Source organism: Escherichia albertii (assembly GCF_028622335.1).
Taxonomy (GTDB): Bacteria; Pseudomonadota; Gammaproteobacteria; order Enterobacterales; family Enterobacteriaceae; genus Escherichia; species Escherichia albertii.
Map to the genome: position 1 here is coordinate 3199701 of NZ_CP117568.1, position 21319 is coordinate 3221019.

17 protein-coding genes are annotated in these 21319 nt (G+C 52.1%); 10 read left to right on the forward strand and 7 right to left on the reverse strand.

What is annotated here, in order from left to right; genetic code table 11:
* The first annotated feature begins 109 nt into the window (after nucleotides 1-109).
* Nucleotides 110-322 (forward strand): 50S ribosomal protein L31, encoded by a 213-nt coding sequence (gene rpmE, locus PS053_RS15625; RefSeq protein ID WP_000710772.1) that lies wholly within the window; start codon nucleotides 110-112, stop codon nucleotides 320-322.
* A 60-nt stretch (nucleotides 323-382) separates the two neighbouring features.
* Here the strand turns inward: rpmE and PS053_RS15630 are convergent, their stop codons facing one another.
* Entirely contained in the window at nucleotides 383-991 is a 609-nt protein-coding gene (locus PS053_RS15630; RefSeq protein ID WP_000877396.1) for a YiiX family permuted papain-like enzyme, read from the reverse strand.
* Between the two features lie 216 nt (nucleotides 992-1207).
* Nucleotides 1208-1525: a met regulon transcriptional regulator MetJ gene (gene metJ / locus PS053_RS15635; RefSeq protein WP_000852809.1), complete on the reverse strand. Its 318-nt coding sequence runs from the start codon at nucleotides 1523-1525 to the stop codon at nucleotides 1208-1210.
* Nucleotides 1526-1801: 276 nt separating this feature from the next.
* Here metJ and metB point away from each other — a divergent pair, with 276 nt between their 5' ends.
* Both metB and metL read left to right on the forward strand, forming a co-directional pair.
* Nucleotides 1802-2962 (forward strand): cystathionine gamma-synthase, encoded by a 1161-nt coding sequence (gene metB / locus PS053_RS15640; RefSeq protein WP_002460642.1) that lies wholly within the window; start codon nucleotides 1802-1804, stop codon nucleotides 2960-2962.
* A gap of 2 nt (nucleotides 2963-2964) precedes the next feature.
* The gene (metL, locus tag PS053_RS15645) at nucleotides 2965-5397 is read left to right on the forward strand and encodes a bifunctional aspartate kinase/homoserine dehydrogenase II (RefSeq protein WP_256879422.1); all 2433 of its coding nucleotides are present in this window, start codon (nucleotides 2965-2967) and stop codon (nucleotides 5395-5397) included.
* Between the two features lie 62 nt (nucleotides 5398-5459).
* On the opposite strand, the gene PS053_RS15650 is transcribed toward metL, so the two are convergent.
* Nucleotides 5460-6434 carry a formylglycine-generating enzyme family protein gene (locus tag PS053_RS15650; protein WP_256879421.1) on the reverse strand — a complete coding sequence of 325 codons (975 nt, stop codon included), beginning with the start codon at nucleotides 6432-6434 and terminating at the stop codon, nucleotides 5460-5462.
* A gap of 351 nt (nucleotides 6435-6785) precedes the next feature.
* Between PS053_RS15650 and metF the strand changes: the two genes are divergently transcribed.
* The 3 genes from metF to yijE all read left to right on the forward strand — a co-directional run bounded on the left by metF (nucleotide 6786) and on the right by yijE (nucleotide 11195).
* Nucleotides 6786-7676 (forward strand): methylenetetrahydrofolate reductase, encoded by an 891-nt coding sequence (metF, locus tag PS053_RS15655; RefSeq protein WP_000007528.1) that lies wholly within the window; start codon nucleotides 6786-6788, stop codon nucleotides 7674-7676.
* Nucleotides 7677-8016: 340 nt separating this feature from the next.
* Nucleotides 8017-10197 (forward strand): catalase/peroxidase HPI, encoded by a 2181-nt coding sequence (katG, locus tag PS053_RS15660; protein ID WP_010332996.1) that lies wholly within the window; start codon nucleotides 8017-8019, stop codon nucleotides 10195-10197.
* Nucleotides 10198-10289: 92 nt separating this feature from the next.
* Nucleotides 10290-11195 (forward strand): cystine transporter YijE, encoded by a 906-nt coding sequence (yijE, locus tag PS053_RS15665; RefSeq protein WP_001271252.1) that lies wholly within the window; start codon nucleotides 10290-10292, stop codon nucleotides 11193-11195.
* Nucleotides 11196-11221: 26 nt separating this feature from the next.
* Here yijE and PS053_RS15670 read toward each other — a convergent pair whose 3' ends face one another.
* From PS053_RS15670 to ptsP, 4 genes are all read right to left on the reverse strand, one after another.
* Nucleotides 11222-11839, reverse strand: coding sequence for a DUF1287 domain-containing protein (locus PS053_RS15670; protein ID WP_000868778.1), 618 nt, complete (start codon nucleotides 11837-11839; stop codon nucleotides 11222-11224).
* A gap of 274 nt (nucleotides 11840-12113) precedes the next feature.
* Nucleotides 12114-13217, reverse strand: coding sequence for a bifunctional L-1,2-propanediol dehydrogenase/glycerol dehydrogenase (gldA, locus tag PS053_RS15675; RefSeq protein WP_059239575.1), 1104 nt, complete (start codon nucleotides 13215-13217; stop codon nucleotides 12114-12116).
* Nucleotides 13218-13227: 10 nt separating this feature from the next.
* A complete protein-coding gene (gene fsa / locus PS053_RS15680; protein ID WP_000424845.1) occupies nucleotides 13228-13890 on the reverse strand; it encodes a fructose-6-phosphate aldolase in 663 nt (220 codons plus the stop codon).
* A gap of 11 nt (nucleotides 13891-13901) precedes the next feature.
* Nucleotides 13902-16403, reverse strand: coding sequence for a phosphoenolpyruvate--protein phosphotransferase (gene ptsP, locus PS053_RS15685; RefSeq protein ID WP_054411654.1), 2502 nt, complete (start codon nucleotides 16401-16403; stop codon nucleotides 13902-13904).
* A 308-nt stretch (nucleotides 16404-16711) separates the two neighbouring features.
* Between ptsP and PS053_RS15690 the strand changes: the two genes are divergently transcribed.
* Genes PS053_RS15690 through PS053_RS15705 form a run of 4 tightly spaced genes read left to right on the forward strand, consistent with a single transcriptional unit; the run spans nucleotide 16712 to nucleotide 21318 of the window.
* Nucleotides 16712-17791 carry a PTS fructose transporter subunit EIIC gene (locus PS053_RS15690; RefSeq protein ID WP_001004474.1) on the forward strand — a complete coding sequence of 360 codons (1080 nt, stop codon included), beginning with the start codon at nucleotides 16712-16714 and terminating at the stop codon, nucleotides 17789-17791.
* Between the two features lie 14 nt (nucleotides 17792-17805).
* Entirely contained in the window at nucleotides 17806-18126 is a 321-nt protein-coding gene (locus PS053_RS15695) for a PTS fructose-like transporter subunit IIB (RefSeq protein WP_000161265.1), read from the forward strand.
* A 50-nt stretch (nucleotides 18127-18176) separates the two neighbouring features.
* Complete coding sequence (locus tag PS053_RS15700; RefSeq protein WP_059244652.1) at nucleotides 18177-20474, forward strand: formate C-acetyltransferase; 2298 nt, start codon at nucleotides 18177-18179, stop codon at nucleotides 20472-20474.
* The gene (locus tag PS053_RS15705) at nucleotides 20440-21318 is read left to right on the forward strand and encodes a [formate-C-acetyltransferase]-activating enzyme (protein WP_000204119.1); all 879 of its coding nucleotides are present in this window, start codon (nucleotides 20440-20442) and stop codon (nucleotides 21316-21318) included. The genes PS053_RS15700 and PS053_RS15705 overlap by 35 nt, the downstream gene beginning before the upstream one ends.
* The last annotated feature ends 1 nt before the right edge of the window (nucleotide 21319 follow it).

Sequence of the window (21319 nt, forward strand, 5' to 3'; positions counted from 1 at the left end):
ATTCGGCGCCTTTGATGCGAAATGATCGTGTCAAACTATACTTTAAACATCGCGTGGTGTCTGGCGTTAGGGCTGGAAGAGCGACGCGGCCTTAAACCGAGGTTTTCCCATGAAAAAAGATATTCACCCGAAATACGAAGAAATTACTGCAACCTGCTCTTGCGGTAATGTGATGAAAATCCGCTCCACCGTTGGTCATGACCTGAACCTCGACGTGTGCAGCAAGTGCCACCCGTTCTTCACTGGCAAACAGCGTGATGTTGCTACCGGTGGCCGTGTTGACCGCTTCAACAAGCGTTTCAACATCCCGGGCAGCAAATAAGACCGGATTTCCGAAAAAAGCGCCGTATGGCGCTTTTTTTGTGCCTGAAATTTCGTCATATCACCAGGAAAACAGCGGCCACTCTTTGGCGACTGTGGTGAGTTGTGGCGCATCGAAAACGGCCTGTGGCGAGACCACCGTTTCCTCAAGCGGAATATTTTTACCGTAGCGTTCTTTGAGTTTTGCCTGAACCTGCGGGTTACTAAGGTCGAACTCTTTCAGCTTTTGCTGTTCGCCCACACGCATTCCCAGCGCATTCTGATAAACCTTCCACACCACTTCCGAACAGTACTGGCGATCGTCGCTCCACGAGAAACTGAAATCATAAGGTTTACCGAGATAACGTTTTGTCGTTTGCGCTAGTTTTTGCTGTTGCTCGGCATTTAGCCCGCCTTTAACGCGACGCACGATGTACTTGCTATCTTCACCGTGGGCGATCCACTGTTTCAGCGGGGTATATTTTACCGGGCCGACGGCTTCAAAGACGTAGGGCTGTTTGTTGCGTATCACCAGCATACCGGTGTGGCTGTAATCGGAATGGGTAGCCAGTTGGATCGCTTTACTTTGCGACGAGCGAGAAATTTGAAAGATGATGTCGCCGGTTTGCGGTTGCCAGGCAAGGGCTGGTGCGGAAACCAGCAGGCTGAGAATGAGTAGCCTGTATTTCATAGTTAAACGTCCATGTATAAAAAAGCGGTGGGTTAGAGCAGAGCCGCTGACAACGTGCTCGTTGTTTATGCCGGATGCGGCGTGAACGCCTTATCCGGGATACAAAATCAGTAAATTCAACAGGTTTTGTAGGCCTGATAAGCGTAGCGCATCAGGCGATTTTGCCTTTGTCAGCAGATGCAGCGGCTGGTTAACCCCACGCCGCTCTTTTCAGCTTTAGTATTCCCACGTCTCCGGGTTAATCCCCATCTCACGCATGATCTCTTTTGCTGCTTCCGGGATTTCGTCGTTGCGCTCTTTACGCAGGTCGGCATCATCCGGCAGAGGTTGCCCGGTAAAGGCATGCAGAAACGCTTCACACAGCAGCTCGCTGTTGGTCGCGTGACGCAGGTTGTTCACCTGACGACGCGTGCGTTCATCGGTGAGGATTTTTAACACCTTCAGAGGAATGGAAACCGTAATTTTTTTGACTTGTTCACTCTTCTTGCCGTGCTCAGCGTATGGGCTGATATATTCGCCGCTCCATTCAGCCATGAGATACTTAATCCTCTTCGTCAATAAATTGAGACCAGACCACCCAATTAATGTGGGTACTGACCATAAACCCGCATAGTTTACCGTACAGGCGCCACTGTGACATCGTGTAATGCGCCTGTCGGCGTGATAATGCATATAATTTTAACGGCTATTTGGGATTTGCTCAATCTATACGCAAAGAAGTTTAGATGTCCAGATGTGTTGACGTCTATTGGCGCAGTGTTTACTCTGGTGGCTGACTTTTCACCGACAAAGCCCAGGGAACTTCATCAAATGACGCGTAAACAGGCCACCATTGCAGTGCGTAGCGGGTTAAATGACGACGAGCAGTATGGTTGTGTTGTCCCGCCAATCCATCTTTCCAGCACCTATAACTTTACCGGATTTAATGAACCGCGCGTGCATGATTACTCGCGTCGCGGCAACCCGACGCGCGATGTGGTCCAGCGTGCGCTGGCAGAACTGGAAGGCGGAGCTGGCGCGGTGCTGACGAATACCGGCATGTCAGCCATTCACCTGGTGACCACTGTCTTTTTGAAGCCGGGCGATCTGCTGGTTGCGCCGCACGACTGCTATGGCGGCAGCTATCGCCTGTTTGACAGCCTGGCGAAGCGCGGGTGTTACCGTGTGTTGTTTGTTGATCAAAGTGATGAGCAGGCATTGCAGGCAGCACTGGCGGAAAAACCGAAACTGGTACTGGTAGAAAGCCCAAGTAATCCGTTGTTACGCGTCGTGGATATTGCGAAAATCTGTCATCTGGCAAGGGAAGTCGGGGCGGTGAGCGTGGTGGATAACACCTTCTTAAGCCCGGCATTACAAAATCCACTGGCATTGGGCGCCGATCTGGTGTTGCATTCATGCACTAAATATTTGAACGGTCACTCTGATGTAGTGGCTGGCGTGGTGATTGCCAAAGAGCCGGATGTGGTCGCCGAACTGGCCTGGTGGGCAAACAATATTGGCGTGACGGGCGGCGCGTTTGATAGCTATTTGCTGCTGCGTGGTCTACGAACGCTGGTGCCGCGTATGGAACTGGCCCAGCGTAATGCGCAGGCGATTGTGAACTATCTGCAAACCCAGTCGCTGGTGAAAAAACTGTATCATCCGTCGCTGCCGGAAAATCAGGGGCATGAAATTGCCGTGCGCCAGCAAAAAGGCTTTGGCGCAATGTTGAGTTTTGAACTGGATGGCGATGAGCAGACGCTGCGTCGTTTCCTGAGCGGGCTGTCGTTATTTACGCTGGCGGAATCATTAGGGGGAGTGGAAAGTTTAATCTCTCACGCCGCAACCATGACACATGCGGGCATGGCGCCAGAAGCGCGTGCTGCCGCCGGGATCTCCGAGACGCTACTGCGTATCTCCACCGGTATTGAAGATGGCGAAGATTTAATTGCCGACCTGGAAAATGGCTTCCGGGCTGCAAACAAGGGGTAAAAATGAGTGTGATTGCGCAGGCAGGGGCGAAAGGTCGTCAACTGCATAAATTTGGTGGCAGTAGTCTGGCTGATGTGAAGTGTTATTTACGCGTCGCGGGCATTATGGCGGAGTACTCTCAGCCCGACGATATGATGGTGGTTTCTGCCGCCGGTAGCACCACTAACCAGTTGATTAACTGGTTGAAACTCAGCCAGACCGATCGTCTCTCTGCGCATCAGGTTCAACAAACATTACGTCGTTATCAGTGCGATCTGATTAGCGGCCTGTTACCCGCCGAAGAAGCCGATAGCCTCATTAGCGCCTTTGTCAGCGATCTTGAGCGCCTGGCGGCGCTGCTCGACAGCGGTATCACTGACGCGGTATATGCAGAAGTGGTGGGGCACGGTGAAGTGTGGTCGGCGCGCCTGATGTCTGCGGTACTTAACCAACAAGGACTGTCTGCGACCTGGCTTGATGCCCGCGAATTTTTACGCGCTGAACGCGCCGCGCAACCACAGGTTGATGAAGGGCTTTCTTATCCGTTGCTGCAACAATTATTGGTGCAACATCCGGGCAAACGTCTGGTGGTGACCGGGTTTATCAGCCGCAACAACGCGGGGGAAACGGTGCTGCTGGGGCGCAACGGTTCTGACTATTCGGCAACGCAAATTGGTGCGCTGGCGGGCGTTTCCCGCGTAACCATCTGGAGCGATGTTGCCGGGGTATATAGTGCCGACCCGCGTAAAGTGAAAGATGCTTGCCTGCTGCCGTTGCTGCGTCTTGATGAAGCCAGCGAACTGGCGCGTCTGGCGGCCCCCGTTCTTCATGCCCGTACCTTACAGCCCGTTTCTGGCAGCGAAATCGATCTGCAACTGCGCTGTAGCTACACGCCGGATCAAGGCTCCACGCGCATTGAACGTGTGCTGGCCTCCGGTACTGGCGCGCGTATTGTTACCAGTCATGATGATATCTGTTTGATTGAGTTTCAGGTGCCAGCCAGCCAGGATTTCAAACTGGCGCATAAAGAAATCGACCAGATCCTGAAACGCGCGCAGGTACGTCCACTGGCAGTGGGCGTACACAACGACCGCCAGTTGCTGCAATTTTGCTACACCTCAGAAGTCGCCGACAGTGCACTGAAAATCCTCGACGAAGCAGGATTACCTGGTGAACTGCGTTTGCGTCAGGGGCTGGCGTTGGTGGCGATGGTTGGGGCAGGGGTCACCCGTAATCCGCTGCATTGCCACCGTTTCTGGCAGCAACTGAAAGGTCAGCCGGTCGAATTTACCTGGCAGTCGGATGACGGTATCAGTCTGGTGGCGGTACTGCGCACCGGTCCGACCGCAAGTCTGATTCAGGGGCTACATCAGTCCGTCTTCCGCGCGGAAAAACGCATCGGTCTGGTGCTGTTCGGCAAAGGCAATATCGGTTCCCGCTGGCTGGAGCTGTTCGCTCGTGAACAGAGCACGCTCTCGGCGCGTACCGGATTTGAATTTGTGCTGGCAGGTGTGGTGGACAGCCGCCGTAGTCTGCTGAGCTATGAAGGACTGGACGCCAGCCGCGCGTTAGCCTTCTTCAATGATGAGGCTGTTGAGCAGGATGAAGAGTCACTGTTCCTGTGGATGTGTGCCCATCCGTATGATGATTTAGTGGTGCTGGATGTTACTGCCAGTCAGCAATTGGCAGATCAATACCTCGATTTCGCCTGCCACGGTTTCCACGTCATCAGTGCCAACAAGCTGGCGGGAGCGAGCGACAGCAACAAATATCGCCAGATCCACGATGCGTTCGAAAAAACCGGGCGTCACTGGTTGTATAACGCCACCGTCGGTGCAGGTTTGCCGATCAACCACACCGTGCGCGATCTGATCGACAGTGGCGATACTATTTTGTCGATCAGCGGGATCTTCTCCGGCACGCTCTCCTGGCTGTTCCTGCAATTCGACGGCAGCGTACCGTTTACCGAACTGGTGGATCAGGCATGGCAGCAGGGCTTAACCGAGCCTGACCCGCGTGATGACCTTTCCGGCAAAGACGTGATGCGCAAGCTGGTGATTCTGGCGCGTGAAGCAGGTTACGATATCGAACCGGACCAGGTGCGCGTGGAGTCGCTTGTGCCAGCCCATTGCGAAGGCGGTAGCATCGATCACTTCTTTGAGAACGGCGATGAACTGAACGAGCAGATGGTGCAACGGCTGGAAGCGGCCCGCGAAATGGGGCTGGTGTTGCGCTATGTGGCGCGTTTTGATGCCAACGGCAAAGCGCGTGTTGGTGTGGAAGCCGTGCGTGAAGACCATCCGCTGGCATCACTGCTGCCGTGCGATAACGTCTTTGCCATCGAAAGCCGCTGGTATCGCGATAACCCGCTGGTGATCCGCGGACCTGGCGCAGGGCGCGACGTCACCGCCGGGGCGATTCAGTCGGATATTAATCGTCTGGCGCAGTTGCTTTAAAATCTTTAATAAGGAGTTAGCGGAAGTTAGCTCCTTATTTTATTTGTTTATTATGTTCCCATTTACAACCGAATTATCCGGCGATAAGACGTATAATTTCCGCCAATGTCGTTTATATAATCTAATTCATCTGTATGTTTGTTGTATCCTTTATAATACGTCGCTACCGGTAAGAAACCTAATGCAATATTGGCTCCCCCGCAGAGATTACATCCGCCATCGCCACCTTTCAAAAGAGTATCTTTGTCATTAATGATTTCCTGAATATAGGGGTTGAACGCGATCTTCAATCCAAATTGATTCGGCCATTCTATATCCCAGGTTGTAGGTTCTTCTGATGTTATAAAAGGGATTTTCATTTTATAATCGAAGCTATTTCCCCAACGCCAGAGTGTTCTGGAGCCGCCTCCACATAAATATTCCCACTCATCTTCTCCAGGAAGATCAAAGCCGGATTTTTGTATTTCTTGAATCAACTCCTGATAACTGATTATTTCATAGATATGTACCAATAATCTTTCATCTTTATATTGTAATTTCAACGTGTCATTTAATTCGTGAATCCCTGGGTTAGTTTTCTTCATGTAATCAGATAGAAATTCTTGTAACATATGATTTTCTGTGATGCGAGAGTCAGTCAGAGAAACCTCTTTCCAGCTTAGTTTAGCGTGCACGTTTCTTTCAACGAGCATTGGAGAAATAATGACTTTTCTGACAGGTGTGCAAGAATCAGTGAGATAATTATTCAAATTTAATTTTTCTGGTTCGAACATCTCCTCAAATTCTTGTTTTGTTTGGTCATCCATATCATTAAGGCTGGTGTCCCAACCTAATATTGCTATATCTCCGGGGACAACAACAAATTCACTGCCATCTTTATACTTAAAAATACCCGTTTCAGTAGATTGCCCAAATGCGGAGAATGTCTCTATTCTGTCAAAAGTAAAGTCTGTTAGAGATGCCAGTTTTTGCAGTAATAAATTTTTCTTTTCACTTTTATTTAACTTATTGTACTGAGTTTGAGTATTAAGGTACATGGGTTATTCTTCCAGAAAATAGTTTGACGCTATCAAGCTATCATTATCCATATGAGAGTGACTATTGATATAATCTTAAAATCTCACGGTTTAACATACGTTGTGCCTATGAATAGGGGAGTAATTAGATAAATAATTATCTTAATAAAAGAACATATCCTGGCGTTTCTATTACGAGGGATTTTGGCCTGCATCCTGAATTTTTCTCATCTTCTCTGATTTTTCCTCACCATCATTGCCCATTTTTTGGTTGACGCTCCTCGGCTTTTCCTTCATCTTTGCATCTGGACGTCTAAATGGATAGATGTTCGCAACACAACATATAACGACAAGCGATTGATGAGGTAAGGTATGAGCTTTTTTCACGCCAGCCAGCGGGATGCCCTGAATCAGAGCCTGGCAGAAGTCCAGGGACAGATTAACGTTTCGTTCGAGTTTTTCCCGCCGCGTACCAGTGAAATGGAGCAGACCCTGTGGAACTCCATCGATCGTCTTAGCAGTCTGAAGCCGAAGTTTGTATCGGTGACCTATGGCGCGAACTCCGGTGAACGTGACCGTACGCACAGTATTATTAAAGGTATTAAAGAGCGCACAGGTCTGGAAGCTGCGCCGCATCTCACCTGCATTGATGCGACGCCCGACGAGCTGCGCACCATCGCCCGTGACTACTGGAATAACGGCATTCGCCATATTGTGGCGCTGCGTGGCGACTTGCCGCCAGAAAGCGGTAAGCCAGAAATGTACGCCGCAGACCTGGTGACGCTGTTAAAAGAAGTGGCAGATTTCGATATCTCGGTGGCGGCGTATCCTGAAGTACATCCAGAGGCGAAAAGTGCTCAGGCGGATCTGCTCAATCTGAAGCGTAAAGTGGATGCCGGAGCTAACCGCGCTATCACCCAGTTCTTCTTTGATGTCGAGAGTTACCTGCGTTTTCGCGATCGTTGTGTCTCTGCGGGTATTGATGTGGAAATTATTCCGGGCATTTTGCCGGTTTCTAACTTTAAACAGGCGAAGAAGTTTGCCGATATGACCAACGTGCGCATTCCTGCGTGGATGGCGCAAATGTTTGATGGTCTGGACGACGACGCAGAAACCCGCAAGCTGGTGGGCGCGAATATTGCCATGGATATGGTGAAGATTTTAAGCCGTGAAGGAGTGAAAGATTTCCACTTCTATACGCTTAACCGTGCGGAAATGAGTTATGCGATTTGCCATACGCTGGGTGTGCGTCCGGGGGTATAGATATTTTGGCTTTTGTAAAAATCACACTGCGATCACAAAATTTAAACAGAGCACAAATTAGCTCCTCGTATTGAGGACAGGAAATTCAAAATCATTGACCCGCTTTTCCTCCCGTTATCCTTGAAGGACAAGGGAGAATAAAGCGGGAAAATCCCTTTTTATAAAGCATTTGTCCGTATTCGGATATATTGCAAAAAACTTATTCACGATCAATTTGATCTACATCTCTTTAACTAATGGTATGTAAGATCCCAACTATCGCATCCGTGGATTAATTCAATTATAACTTCTCTCTAACGCTGTGTATCGTAACGGTAACACTGTAGAGGGGAGCACATTGATGAGTACGTCAGACGACATCCATAACACAACAGCCACTGGCAAATGCCCGTTCCATCAGGGCGGTCATGATCAGAGCGCAGGTGCGGGAACAACCACTCATGACTGGTGGCCAAAACAACTCCGTGTTGACCTGTTAAACCAACATTCAAACCGTTCTAACCCATTGGGCGAGGACTTTGACTACCGCAAAGAATTCAGCAAGTTAGATTACTATGGTCTGAAAAAAGATCTGAAAGCATTGCTGACAGAATCTCAACCGTGGTGGCCGGCAGACTGGGGCAGCTATGCGGGTCTGTTTATTCGTATGGCATGGCACGGCGCAGGTACTTACCGTTCCATCGACGGACGCGGCGGCGCCGGGCGTGGTCAGCAACGTTTTGCTCCGCTCAACTCCTGGCCTGATAACGTCAGCCTGGATAAAGCGCGTCGCCTGCTGTGGCCAATCAAACAGAAATATGGTCAGAAAATCTCCTGGGCCGACCTGTTTATCCTTGCGGGTAACGTCGCACTGGAAAACTCCGGTTTCCGTACCTTTGGTTTCGGTGCTGGTCGTGAAGATGTCTGGGAACCGGATCTCGATGTGAACTGGGGTGATGAAAAAACCTGGCTTGCTCACCGTAACCCGGAAGAACTGGCAAAACGCCCGTTAGCAGCAACTGAAATGGGGCTTATTTACGTCAACCCGGAAGGACCAAATGCCAGCGGCGAACCGCTTTCAGCGGCATCAGCTATTCGTGCAACCTTTGGCAACATGGGGATGGACGATGAAGAGACCGTGGCGCTGATCGCCGGTGGTCATACGCTGGGTAAAACTCACGGCGCAGGTCCGGCAACACACGTTGGCCCGGATCCAGAAGCTGCGCCGATTGAAAACCAGGGCTTAGGCTGGAAAAGTGATTTTGGCAGCGGCGTTGGCGCAGACGCCATCACCTCGGGTCTGGAAGTCGTCTGGACGCAAACGCCGACCCAGTGGAGCAACTATTTCTTCGAAAACCTGTTCAAGTATGAGTGGGTACAGACCCGCAGCCCGGCTGGCGCAATCCAGTTCGAGGCGGTAGACGCACCGGAAATCATCCCGGATCCGTTCGATCCGTCGAAGAAACGTAAACCGACAATGCTGGTAACCGACCTGACGCTGCGTTTTGATCCTGAGTTCGAGAAGATCTCTCGTCGCTTCCTTAATGATCCGCAAGCGTTTAACGAAGCTTTTGCCCGTGCGTGGTTCAAACTGACGCACAGAGATATGGGGCCGAAATCTCGTTACATCGGACCGGAAGTACCGAAAGAAGATCTGATCTGGCAGGATCCGCTGCCGCAGCCGACCTACAATCCGACCGAGCAAGACATTATCAATCTGAAATTCGCTATTGCGGATTCTGGTCTGTCGGTCAGTGAGCTGGTGTCGGTCGCCTGGGCGTCTGCTTCTACCTTCCGTGGTGGCGACAAACGCGGTGGCGCCAACGGTGCACGTCTGGCATTAGCGCCGCAGCGCGACTGGGATGTTAACGCCGCAGCGGTTCGTGCACTGCCAATTCTGGAGAAAATCCAGAAATCAACGAATACCGCTTCTCTGGCCGATGTTATCGTACTGGCAGGTGTGGTTGGCGTTGAGAAAGCGGCAAGTGCGGCAGGCGTCAGCATCCATGTGCCATTTACGCCGGGTCGTGTAGATGCGCGCCAGGATCAAACTGATATTGAAATGTTTGAGTTGCTCAAACCTGTCGCTGATGGTTTCCGTAACTATCGTGCTGGTGCGGGTGAAGCTACAACAGAATCTTTGCTGATCGATAAAGCACAGCAACTGACGCTGACCGCGCCGGAAATGACCGCGCTGGTGGGCGGGATGCGCGTACTGGGCGCCAACTTCGATGGCAGCAAAAACGGCGTCTTCACTGACCGCGTGGGCGTATTGAGCAATGACTTCTTTGTGAACTTGCTGGATATGCGTTATGAGTGGAAAGCGACCGACGAATCGAAAGAGCTGTTCGAAGGCCGTGACCGTGAAACTGGCGAAGTGAAGTTCACTGCCAGCCGTGCGGATCTGGTCTTTGGTTCTAACTCCGTCCTGCGCGCTGTGGCAGAAGTTTACGCCAGCAGCGATGCCCACGAGAAGTTTGTGAAAGACTTCGTTGCGGCATGGGTGAAAGTGATGAACCTTGACCGTTTCGACCTGCTGTAATCTGATCTCCTTCAGCGACTGCTTGATGGCAGTCGCTGAAGTTTCTTTACCAGCGTATAGTGTCCGCAGGAAAACTACACACTGGATCTCTCATGTCTGCCGCAGGAAAGAGCAACCCACTGGCAATTAGTGGCCTGGTTGTGCTCACGCTTATCTGGAGTTATAGCTGGATTTTCATGAAGCAAGTCACCAGCTATATCGGTGCCTTTGACTTTACGGCCTTACGCTGCATTTTCGGCGCTCTCGTTCTATTCATCGTTCTTTTGTTACGTGGACGCGGAATGCGCCCAACACCATTTAAATACACCTTAGCCATTGCTCTGTTACAAACCTGTGGGATGGTTGGTCTGGCGCAATGGGCTCTGGTGAGCGGCGGAGCGGGGAAGGTGGCAATTCTTAGCTATACCATGCCGTTCTGGGTAGTGATTTTCGCGGCGTTGTTTCTCGGTGAACGACTGCGACGTGGGCAATATTTGGCGATTTTGATTGCTGCTGTTGGATTATTGCTGGTGTTACAACCGTGGCAACTTGATTTCTCTTCGATGAAAAGCGCTATCCTGGCGATCCTCTCCGGCGTCAGTTGGGGCGCGAGCGCCATTGTCGCGAAACGCCTTTACGCCCGCCATCCACGTGTGGATTTATTATCCTTAACCGCCTGGCAGATGCTTTATGCGGCACTGGTGATGAGCGTAGTGGCATTGATGGTGCCGCAACGTGAAATTGACTGGCAACCGACCGTATTCTGGGCGCTGGCTTACAGTGCGATTCTGGCGACGGCGCTGGCCTGGAGTTTATGGCTGTTTGTTTTGAAAAACTTACCTGCCAGTATCGCCAGCTTAAGTACGCTGGCGGTTCCCGTTTGCGGCGTGCTTTTTTCCTGGTGGCTGCTCGGCGAGAATCCCGGCACAGTTGAAGGCAGCGGTATCGTGCTGATTGTGTTAGCACTGGCGCTGGTGAGTCGGAAGAAAAAAGAATCTACTAACGTAAAAAGAATCTGAAGAGGCCATCCATTGGGTGCTATTGCTTAGCGAGCAAAATAGCGATAGTGCCCGACAATTCGCCAGCTAAACAGCACGTCTTCTTCTTGCGCGCCTGCACCGATGTTATGTATCACCAGCGGCGTGCCGTCACGGGCAAAACCATCTGAAATCACGCCAATGTGCGCCAGTCCGTTGTCTAATCGCCAGGAGACGATATCGCCTGGTTGATAGTCACCGACATTTTTACTGATGGGGCGTGTTTTGTTGTGGCGGGTAAACCAGGTTTCCAGGTTAGGAACCCGACGGTGATCGATGTTGCTGTCCGGGCGCTTTAACTGCCACTTGTGCGGATAATCGGCAAAATTCTTTGCCATATCTTCATGAACCAGTTTCTGCAAATCCACCTTCTGGTTGCGTAGGGCGCGGATCACCACATCGGAACATACGCCGCGCTCCTGCGGGACATCACCGCCAGGATAGGTAAGCTGCACATATGTGGGGTCGTAAAATAGCGTGCTGCCAATTTGCTGTCTGGCACCGTCTGCGATGGCAAGGTTGGTGTTGGCCTGGATTTGTACCACCGCTGGTGGAACGGCGGGGGATTTTAAGGAGTGGCTGGTAAATGCCATCAGAAGGCTGACCAGCGCCAGTGAAACTTTCATCTGTTTCGTCCGTGAAAATAGTATTCACAGATTCGACCTTCCGGGCTAACGATTGTTCTGTAGATAAAATGTCCAGAAGCGGATAAAAAACTCCCGAACAACGTGGGCGTTTCAGATTACCTGGATAGGGTGCCAAATGCGGTGTGAACGCCTTATCTGGCCTACAAAAGCATGCAAATTCAATATATTGCAGAGATTACGTAGGCCTGATGAGCGTAGCGCATCAGGCAGTTTTGCGTTCAAACTCCCGGACAAGCCGGGAGTTTGGCGTAGGTTATTCCCACTCTTGCAGGAAACGTTGGCCGTACTGGTCAGCCACCAGCAATGCTGCATACACTTCATCTGGCGTTGCGCCGCCAGGCATGTTGTGGATAGTTTCACCTTCTGCGCATGCTGCTTCTGCCACAATCCGCATTTTCGCCGGGACGTTTTCTTTAATATCCAGTTGTGCCAGCGTAATAGGCAGGCCAACAGCGTGGCTAAGTGCAGCGACGGTTTCAATTTCTTCAATCGGTGCGTTTTCCAGAACCAGTTGCGTCAGCGTACCGAACGCCACTTTTTCACCGTGATAATAGTGATGTGCATCTGGAATTGCAGTCAGGCCATTGTGCACCGCGTGTGCCGCAGCCAGACCACCGCTTTCAAAGCCAACGCCGCTCAAATAGGTGTTGGCTTCAATCACGCGCTCCAGTGCAGGGGTTACCACATGCTGTTCGGCGGCGAGCATCGCTTTTTCGGCCTCTTCCAGCAGAGTGTTGTAGCATAGTTCAGCCAGTGCCAGCGCCGCCTGAGTACATTTACCGCCCGCCATGGTGGTCGCGCCGCTACGGGAACAGGCACGCGCTTCAAACCAGGTTGCCAGCGCGTCGCCAATACCCGCTGCTAATAGACGCGCAGGCGCGCCCGCGACGATTTTAGTATCGACAATAACCATATTCGGGTTGTTTGGCAGCATCAGATAGCGGTCAAACTCGCCTTCATCAGTGTAGATAACGGAAAGTGCGCTACAAGGCGCGTCGGTTGAAGCAATGGTCGGGGCAATGGCTACCGGAACGCCCATAAAGTGTGCCAGCGCTTTAGCGGTATCGAGGGTTTTACCGCCGCCGATACCGAGAATGGCGCCACACTGAGCCGTTTCCGCGATGCCGCGCAGACGATCAATTTCATTTTGCGAACATTCGCCGCCAAACGGCGCTATTTCTACCGCCAGTCCGGCATCTTTAAAGCTTTTTTCAACGGTGGATTGAGCAAAACCTAACACGAATTTGTCACCCACCACTAACCAGCGTTCTGCCAGTGGTTTCAGGTATTCGCCCAGACGATTAATCACATCAGCGCCCTGGATATATTTACCTGGGGATTGAATAATGCGGTCCATAATTGCTCCTTTAAAGATGAGTTGTGCCAAATGCGGCATTCCAGTCGTGCTCGAACTTCTCTATCGCTGACTCTACCGCAGGGGTGTTGAGCATTTGTTGCGCTACATCTAAAGGCAGGGTGATGGATTCACATCCAGCCAGCAAACAATCCAGCGCCTGACGCGGCGTTTTAAAGCTAGCCGCCAGTACCATGCTTTCTGGCGCGTGCATTTCCAGTAATGCTTGCAGTTCTTGCACGGTGCGAATGCCGTCGCCGCCCTGAGCGTCTACGCGGTTAACATATGGAGCAACGTATTTGGCGCCTGCCAGCGCGGCCAGTAACCCTTGCGCGGCGCTATATACAGCGGTGCCAAGTGTAGTAATACCCTCTTTTTTCAGCATCTTAATGGCGGCCAGACCTTCGGAAGTCACCGGGATTTTTACCACAATACCCGGAATGGCGTCGCGCAGGCGCTTCGCTTCTTCCACCATGCCCTGTGCGTCGCGGCTCATGGTCTGAGCAAACAGAATGCCCTCATCACCGATCGCTTTTTGCAGGCGCGGCAGCACTTCCCAGATGGACTCCTTGCTGGCAGCGATAATGCTCGGGTTAGTTGTCACCCCGGCAATCGGGAATATACGTGCCAGACGTTCGACTTCTGCGACGTTAGCGGTGTCCAGATACAGTTCCATGATGTTTCCTTTTACAGTTCCAGTTCATGTTGCAGCAGGCTGGCGATAGCGTCGGCAGAGGCGGCGTTAACCAGCGCGTTACGGAATTCTTCGTGCATGATACGACGAGCGAGGCGCGAGAAAATGCGCATATGTTGATCGCCAGCGGCGTGTTTGTTCAGGGTTAACATAATGATGAATTGCGCTTCATCATCGCCCCAGCGCACTGGCGCTTGCAGACGTGCTACGCTGATGGTGGATTGCTCAATATGTTCCGATTTGCTGTGTGGAATGGCAAAACTAAAGCCCAGTCCGGTAGAGAAAACGGCCTCGCGCGCCCACAAGTCGGCTTCCAGTTTACGCGGATAGCGGCAGCGCCCTGCCAGCAGCAGGTTATCGGTCATGCCTTTGAGCACTTCTTCTTTGTTGCGCCAGTCGCTTTCCAGCGTGATGCACTCGGCGGTGACCAGCGGCGCGTCCTGTTGTGTCATGCGGAACTGCGCCAGCAGGTGTTCCACTTCCAGTGAAGTACGGCAGGCCATCGCCTGGTTGAGCAACTGGCGGCACTCGCGGCTATCAAGTTGCGCCATCCGCGCTTTCGCCGCCGGAATCGACGGCGCGCTCATGCTGAGTTCATCCAGACCTAAACCAATCAGCAGTGGCAGCACGGAACCCTTTGCTCCCAGTTCACCGCACAGGCCAATCCATTTGCCCTGGCGATGCACCGCCTGCACGGCATAATCGAGCGCCCGTAAGAATGCCGGATTCAGGCTGTTGTAGTGACGAGTTACCTTAGCATTATCGCGATCTACTGCCAGCAGATATTGCGTCAGGTCGTTACTGCCGATACTAAAGAAATCAATCTCTTCACAGCACTGATCGATGATGAACATTACCGATGGCACTTCCAGCATGATGCCAAGAGGGATCTTCTCATCAAACGGAATGTGTTCATTGCGCAGCTGCTGTTTGGCTTCCGCCAGTTTCTCTTTCACCCATAAGATCTCTTCCATTGAGGAGATCATCGGGATCATGATCTTTAAGCTGCCGTGGGCAGATGCTCGCAGGATCGACCGTAATTGTGTGGTGAACAGCGACGCATATTCTTCATAAATACGTACTGCGCGATAACCGAGGAACGGGTTCGCTTCCGCAGGAATATTTAGATAATCAACAGGTTTGTCACCGCCAATGTCCATAGTGCGGACAATAATGCTGCGACCGTTGGCGGATTCCAGCGCCTGACAAAAAATGTTGTACAGCTCGCTCTCGCCAGGAGCGCTGGCGCGATCCATATAGAGCATTTCAGTACGGAACAAACCGACGCCTTCCGCACCATTGCCGAATGCGGCCTGCGCTTCCACGGAGTGAGCGATGTTCGCGGCAATTTCAATGCGGATACCGTCAGCGGTACGGGCTTGCTGGGTCAGCCAGACACGCTGTTGCTCACGCAGGGCGTCCTGCACGCGGGCTTCTTGCTGATAATAACGGGCTACCGCGTCTGTCGGTTCGACTACAATCGCCCCAGCGTTGCCGTCGATATAAATCGTTTGATGTTGCCACGGAGTAAGCGTGTCGATATCCACGCCAACCAGCGTCGGAATATTGAACGAACGGGCAAGGATCACTGTGTGTGAGGTAGTGCCGCCGCTTTTCAGCAACAGACCTTTCAGATGATTTTTATCCAGTTCGAGGAACTGGCTGGGAGTCAGCTCATCCGCCATACAAATGGCGGGTTGCGTCAGTTTTCCGGGGGCAGGGAAGCGTTGTTCGCCATAAATTTGCTGGAGTAACTGGAAGCAGACGTCGCGTACATCCAGTGCACGCTCTTGCAGGTAGCTGCTGCTGGAACGGGCAAACTCGTCACAAAAGTGATTCGCGCTGGCGATAATTGCTTCGGCACAGCTTAATCCGGCGCTGACGCCAGCCAGTAAGTGCTGACGTAAAGAGGTATCGCTCGCTAATGATCGGTGAGCTTCCAGAATCGCGCTGGTAGCACCGTCGCTATCCAGCAGACGAAACTCTATGTTTTTCAGTACCAGCGTCAGGCCGTTTTCCAGTGCGGATTGTTCGGCGTCAACGCCTTTGGCAGCGGGAAGATTACCCAGCGCATTGAGATCTAAAGAAGAGATCGGCGTCAGAATGCCGCCTGCGCTGCCACTGCACACGGAGCGAGCGCGAATAATTCGCGGCTTCAGGTTAGTCAGTGAAATCGGTAGCGGCTCCAGCTCGTCAGATTTTACTTCCGCCAGCGGTGCATCGCAGTGGGGAAATTCATCGCGCAACCATTGGCTTAAACGCTGGTGTGCTGTTTGTTCGTCTGCCCCGGAAATCAGTAACTGACAGCTATCGCCCATCAGAGTATCGGTACCGATCAGCGCCAAAGCGCTTTTGGCGTTACCCTTGCGGTCAGTGCGTAGGTTGTGCCACTCAATCTGTGATGAAAAAGTATTACACAGCGTTTCAACGTGGCTTGCCGGGCGTGCATGTACGCCATTTGGCAGCTCACAAGTAAATTCCACAATCAGGGCCATTGCCTCTCTCCCATTACGCTTTTCTGCTTACAGGATAAGAGCGCTCGGCGACGGCCTGCCATGTGACAAATCTGCCAAAAACTGGACAAATGTAATGTAACCGTCAAAGTGAGACACGCCTCACAAGACGCGACGCCTCGTTTAAATTCCGAGTTAACGCAAGTTATGAGGCTGATCGCATTTTTGTACTGATATTACAAAAGTCCAGTAAATGGCCTTTTTATCCACTGTTTGCCCTGCTTGCGATTGCCTATTGTTTCACCCATCAAAAATATGGACATGGGCTTTCGCAGGCCCGGGAGCAGCTTATGAATGAGTTGGTACAGATCCTGAAAAATACCCGTCAGCACTTAATGACGGGCGTTTCACACATGATTCCTTTCGTGGTATCGGGCGGTATTTTGCTGGCGGTTTCCGTCATGCTGTATGGCAAAGGCGCGGTGCCGGATGCTGTAGCCGATCCGAATCTGAAAAAATTGTTTGATATCGGCGTGGCTGGATTAACGCTGATGGTGCCTTTCCTTGCGGCTTACATCGGTTATTCCATTGCAGAGCGCTCTGCGCTGGCCCCGTGCGCCATCGGCGCCTGGGTGGGTAACAGCTTTGGCGCAGGCTTCTTCGGTGCGCTAATTGCCGGGATTATTGGCGGCATCGTCGTGCATTACCTGAAAAAAATACCGGTGCATAAAGTTCTGCGCTCGGTGATGCCCATCTTCATTATTCCCATTGTCGGCACACTGATTACCGCAGGCGTCATGATGTGGGGGCTTGGCGAGCCGGTAGGGGCATTGACCAGCAGCCTGACCCAGTGGCTACAGGGGATGCAGCAAGGCAGCGTGGTGATGTTGGCGGTGATCATGGGCCTGATGTTGGCCTTCGATATGGGCGGTCCGGTCAACAAAGTGGCCTATGCCTTCATGCTGATTTGCGTCGCTCAGGGTGTTTATACCGTGGTGGCCATTGCTGCTGTAGGGATTTGTGTTCCGCCGCTGGGTATGGGGCTAGCGACGTTGATTGGGCGCAAAAATTTCTCTTCCGAAGAGCGTGAAGCAGGTAAAGCGGCGCTGGTGATGGGCTGTGTTGGCGTCACCGAAGGGGCGATTCCTTTTGCTGCTGCCGATCCGTTGCGTGTTATTCCTTCCATCATGATCGGTTCTGTGTGTGGAGCGGTTACCGCAGCGCTGGTGGGGGCGCAGTGTTATGCCGGTTGGGGTGGCCTGATTGTGTTGCCAGTGGTTGAAGGCAAGCTGGGTTACATCGCGGCTGTCGCAGTTGGCGCCGTTGTAACCGCGGTTTGCGTAAACGTGCTGAAAAGTCTGGCGCGTAAAAATGGGTCTTCAATTGATGAAAAAGAAGACGACCTGGATCTGGATTTTGAAATTAATTAATTGAGGAACGAGCCATGACGAAAATTATTGCAGTAACCGCGTGTCCTTCCGGTGTTGCCCATACTTATATGGCGGCGGAAGCGCTGGAAAGCGCCGCGAAAGCCAAAGGCTGGGAAGTGAAAGTAGAAACTCAGGGGTCGATTGGTCTGGAAAATGAGCTGACTGCGGAAGACGTGGCGAGCGCCGATATGGTGATTCTGACTAAGGATATCGGCATTAAGTTTGAAGAGCGTTTTGCCGGAAAAACCATCGTGCGCGTCAACATCAGCGACGCAGTAAAACGCGCTGACGCCATCATGAGCAAAATTGAAGCTCACCTGGCACAAACCGCTTAAGTTCTTATCCCGCCCGTAAGGGCGGGTTCGCTTTCCTGGAGGAGTTCTTCATGACGAATCGTATCTCTCGCCTTAAAACTGCGCTGTTTGCCAATACCCGTGAAATCTCACTGGAGCGGGCGCTGCTTTATACTGCCAGCCATCGGCAAACCGAAGGCGAACCGGTGATATTGCGCCGGGCGAAAGCAACAGCGTATATCCTTGAACACGTTGAAATTTCGATTCGTGATGAAGAACTGATTGCCGGTAACCGCACGGTGAAACCGCGCGCCGGGATTATGTCGCCGGAAATGGACCCTTACTGGCTGCTCAAAGAGCTGGACCAGTTCCCGACGCGCCCGCAGGACCGTTTCGCTATTAGCGAAGAAGATAAACGTATCTACCGCGAAGAGTTGTTCCCGTACTGGGAAAAACGTTCGATGAAAGATTTCATCAACGGTCAGATGACGGATGAAGTAAAAGCCGCGACCAGCACGCAGATTTTCAGCATCAACCAGACGGATAAAGGCCAGGGGCACATCATTATTGATTACCCGCGCTTGCTGAATCACGGGCTGGGTGAGCTGGTGGCGCAGATGCAGCAACATTGCCAGCAACAGCCGGAGAATCACTTTTATCAGGCGGCGCTGTTATTGCTCAAAGCCTCGCAGAAACACATTTTGCGTTACGCCGGGCTGGCGGAAACGCTGGCGGCAAACTGCCCGGATGCTCAGCGTCGCGAAGAGTTACTGACCATTGCGGAGATCTCCCGCCATAACGCCGAACATAAGCCGCAGACCTTCTGGCAGGCGTGCCAGTTATTCTGGTACATGAACATCATTTTGCAATACGAATCTAACGCCAGCTCGCTGTCGTTGGGGCGCTTCGACCAGTATATGTTGCCGTTCTATCAGGCATCATTAACCCAGGGCGAAGATCCGGCGTTCCTGAAAGAACTGCTCGAATCTTTATGGGTGAAATGCAACGACATCGTGCTGTTGCGCTCCACCAGCAGCGCGCGTTATTTCGCAGGTTTCCCAACCGGCTATACCGCACTGCTCGGCGGTTTAACCGAGAACGGACGTAGCGCGGTGAACGTGCTTTCGTTCCTTTGCCTCGATGCCTATCAGAGCGTGCAATTACCGCAACCGAACCTCGGCGTGCGCACTAATGCTTTGATAGACACACCGTTCCTGATGAAAACCGCAGAAACCATTCGCCTCGGCACCGGTATTCCGCAAATCTTCAACGATGAAGTGGTAGTGCCCGCGTTCCTCAACCGTGGCGTTTCGCTGGAAGATGCGCGCGACTATTCCGTAGTGGGTTGCGTGGAATTATCTATTCCCGGCAGAACCTACGGTCTGCACGATATTGCGATGTTTAACTTGCTGAAAGTGATGGAAATCTGCCTGCATGAAAATGAAGGCAATGCTGTGCTGACTTATGAAGATTTGCTGGAGCAGATTCGTACCAAGATTAGTCACTACATCACCCTGATGGTTGAGGGCAGCAATATTTGCGATATCGGTCACCGTGACTGGGCGCCGGTGCCGCTGCTCTCGTCGTTTATCAGCGATTGCCTGGAAAAAGGCCGTGATATTACCGACGGTGGCGCGCGTTATAACTTCTCCGGCGTACAGGGGATCGGTATCGCTAACCTGAGTGATTCTCTCCATGCGTTGAAAGGGATGGTTTTTGAGCAACAGCGTTTAAGTTTTGACGAGTTGTTGTCGGTATTAAAAGCCAACTTCGCCACGCCAGAAGGCGAAAAAATCCGTGCTCGCTTAATTAACCGCTTCGAGAAATACGGTAACGATATCGATGAGGTGGATAACATCAGCGCCGAGCTGTTGCGCCATTACTGCAAAGAAGTGGAAAAATATCAGAACCCGCGTGGTGGTTACTTCACGCCGGGGTCGTATACCGTTTCTGCTCACGTCCCGTTGGGAGCGGTGGTTGGCGCGACACCAGACGGGCGTTTTGCCGGGGAGCAACTGGCAGACGGTGGTTTGTCACCCATGCTGGGCCAGGACGCACAAGGGCCAACGGCAGTACTGAAGTCAGTCAGTAAACTGGATAACACGCTGCTTTCTAACGGGACGTTGCTGAACGTGAAATTCACTCCGGCAACCCTGGAAGGTGAAGCGGGATTACGCAAACTGGCCGACTTCTTACGGGCATTTACCCAGCTTAAGTTGCAACATATTCAATTTAACGTGGTGAATGCCGACACGTTGCGGGAAGCGCAGCAACGCCCGCAAGATTATGCCGGGCTGGTGGTGAGAGTTGCCGGATACAGCGCCTTCTTTGTCGAATTGTCAAAGGAGATCCAGGATGACATCATCCGCCGGACAGCGCATCAGTTGTAATGTTGTGGAAACGCGCCGCGATGACGTGGCGCGTATTTTCAACATTCAGCGCTATTCGCTGAATGACGGCGAAGGCATCCGCACGGTGGTCTTTTTTAAAGGCTGCCCGCATCTTTGTCCGTGGTGTGCTAACCCAGAATCGATCTCCGGCAAAATCCAGACGGTGCGCAGAGAGTCGAAATGTCTGCATTGCGCGAAATGTTTGCGTGATGCGGATGAATGCCCTTCTGGAGCATTTGAGCGGATTGGTCGTGATATCAGTCTTGATGCGCTGGAGAGGGAAGTGATGAAAGATGACATTTTCTTTCGCACCTCCGGCGGCGGCGTCACGCTTTCTGGCGGCGAAGTGTTAATGCAGGCGGAGTTTGCCACCCGTTTTTTGCAACGACTGCGGCTATGGGGTGTGTCATGCGCCATCGAAACTGCCGGAGACGCGCCAGCCAGCAAGCTGTTACCGCTGGCGAAATTGTGCGATGAAGTGTTATTTGATTTAAAGATTATGGACCCGAACCAGGCGCGGCAGGTAGTGAAGATGAACCTGCCACGCGTGCTGGAGAACCTGCGTTTGCTGGTGAGCGAAGGCGTCAACGTAATTCCTCGTTTGCCGCTGATTCCCGGTTACACGCTCACTAAAGAAAATATGCAGCAAGCGCTGGATGTGTTGATTCCGCTGAATATCAGGCAGATCCACCTGTTGCCGTTTCACCAGTACGGCGAGCCGAAATACCGTCTGCTGGGGAAAACATGGTCGATGACAGACGTTTCTGCGCCATCGTCAACTGATGTTGCATTGATGCGTGGAATGGCAGAACGGGCCGGGTTTCAGGTTACCGTGGGAGGTTAAA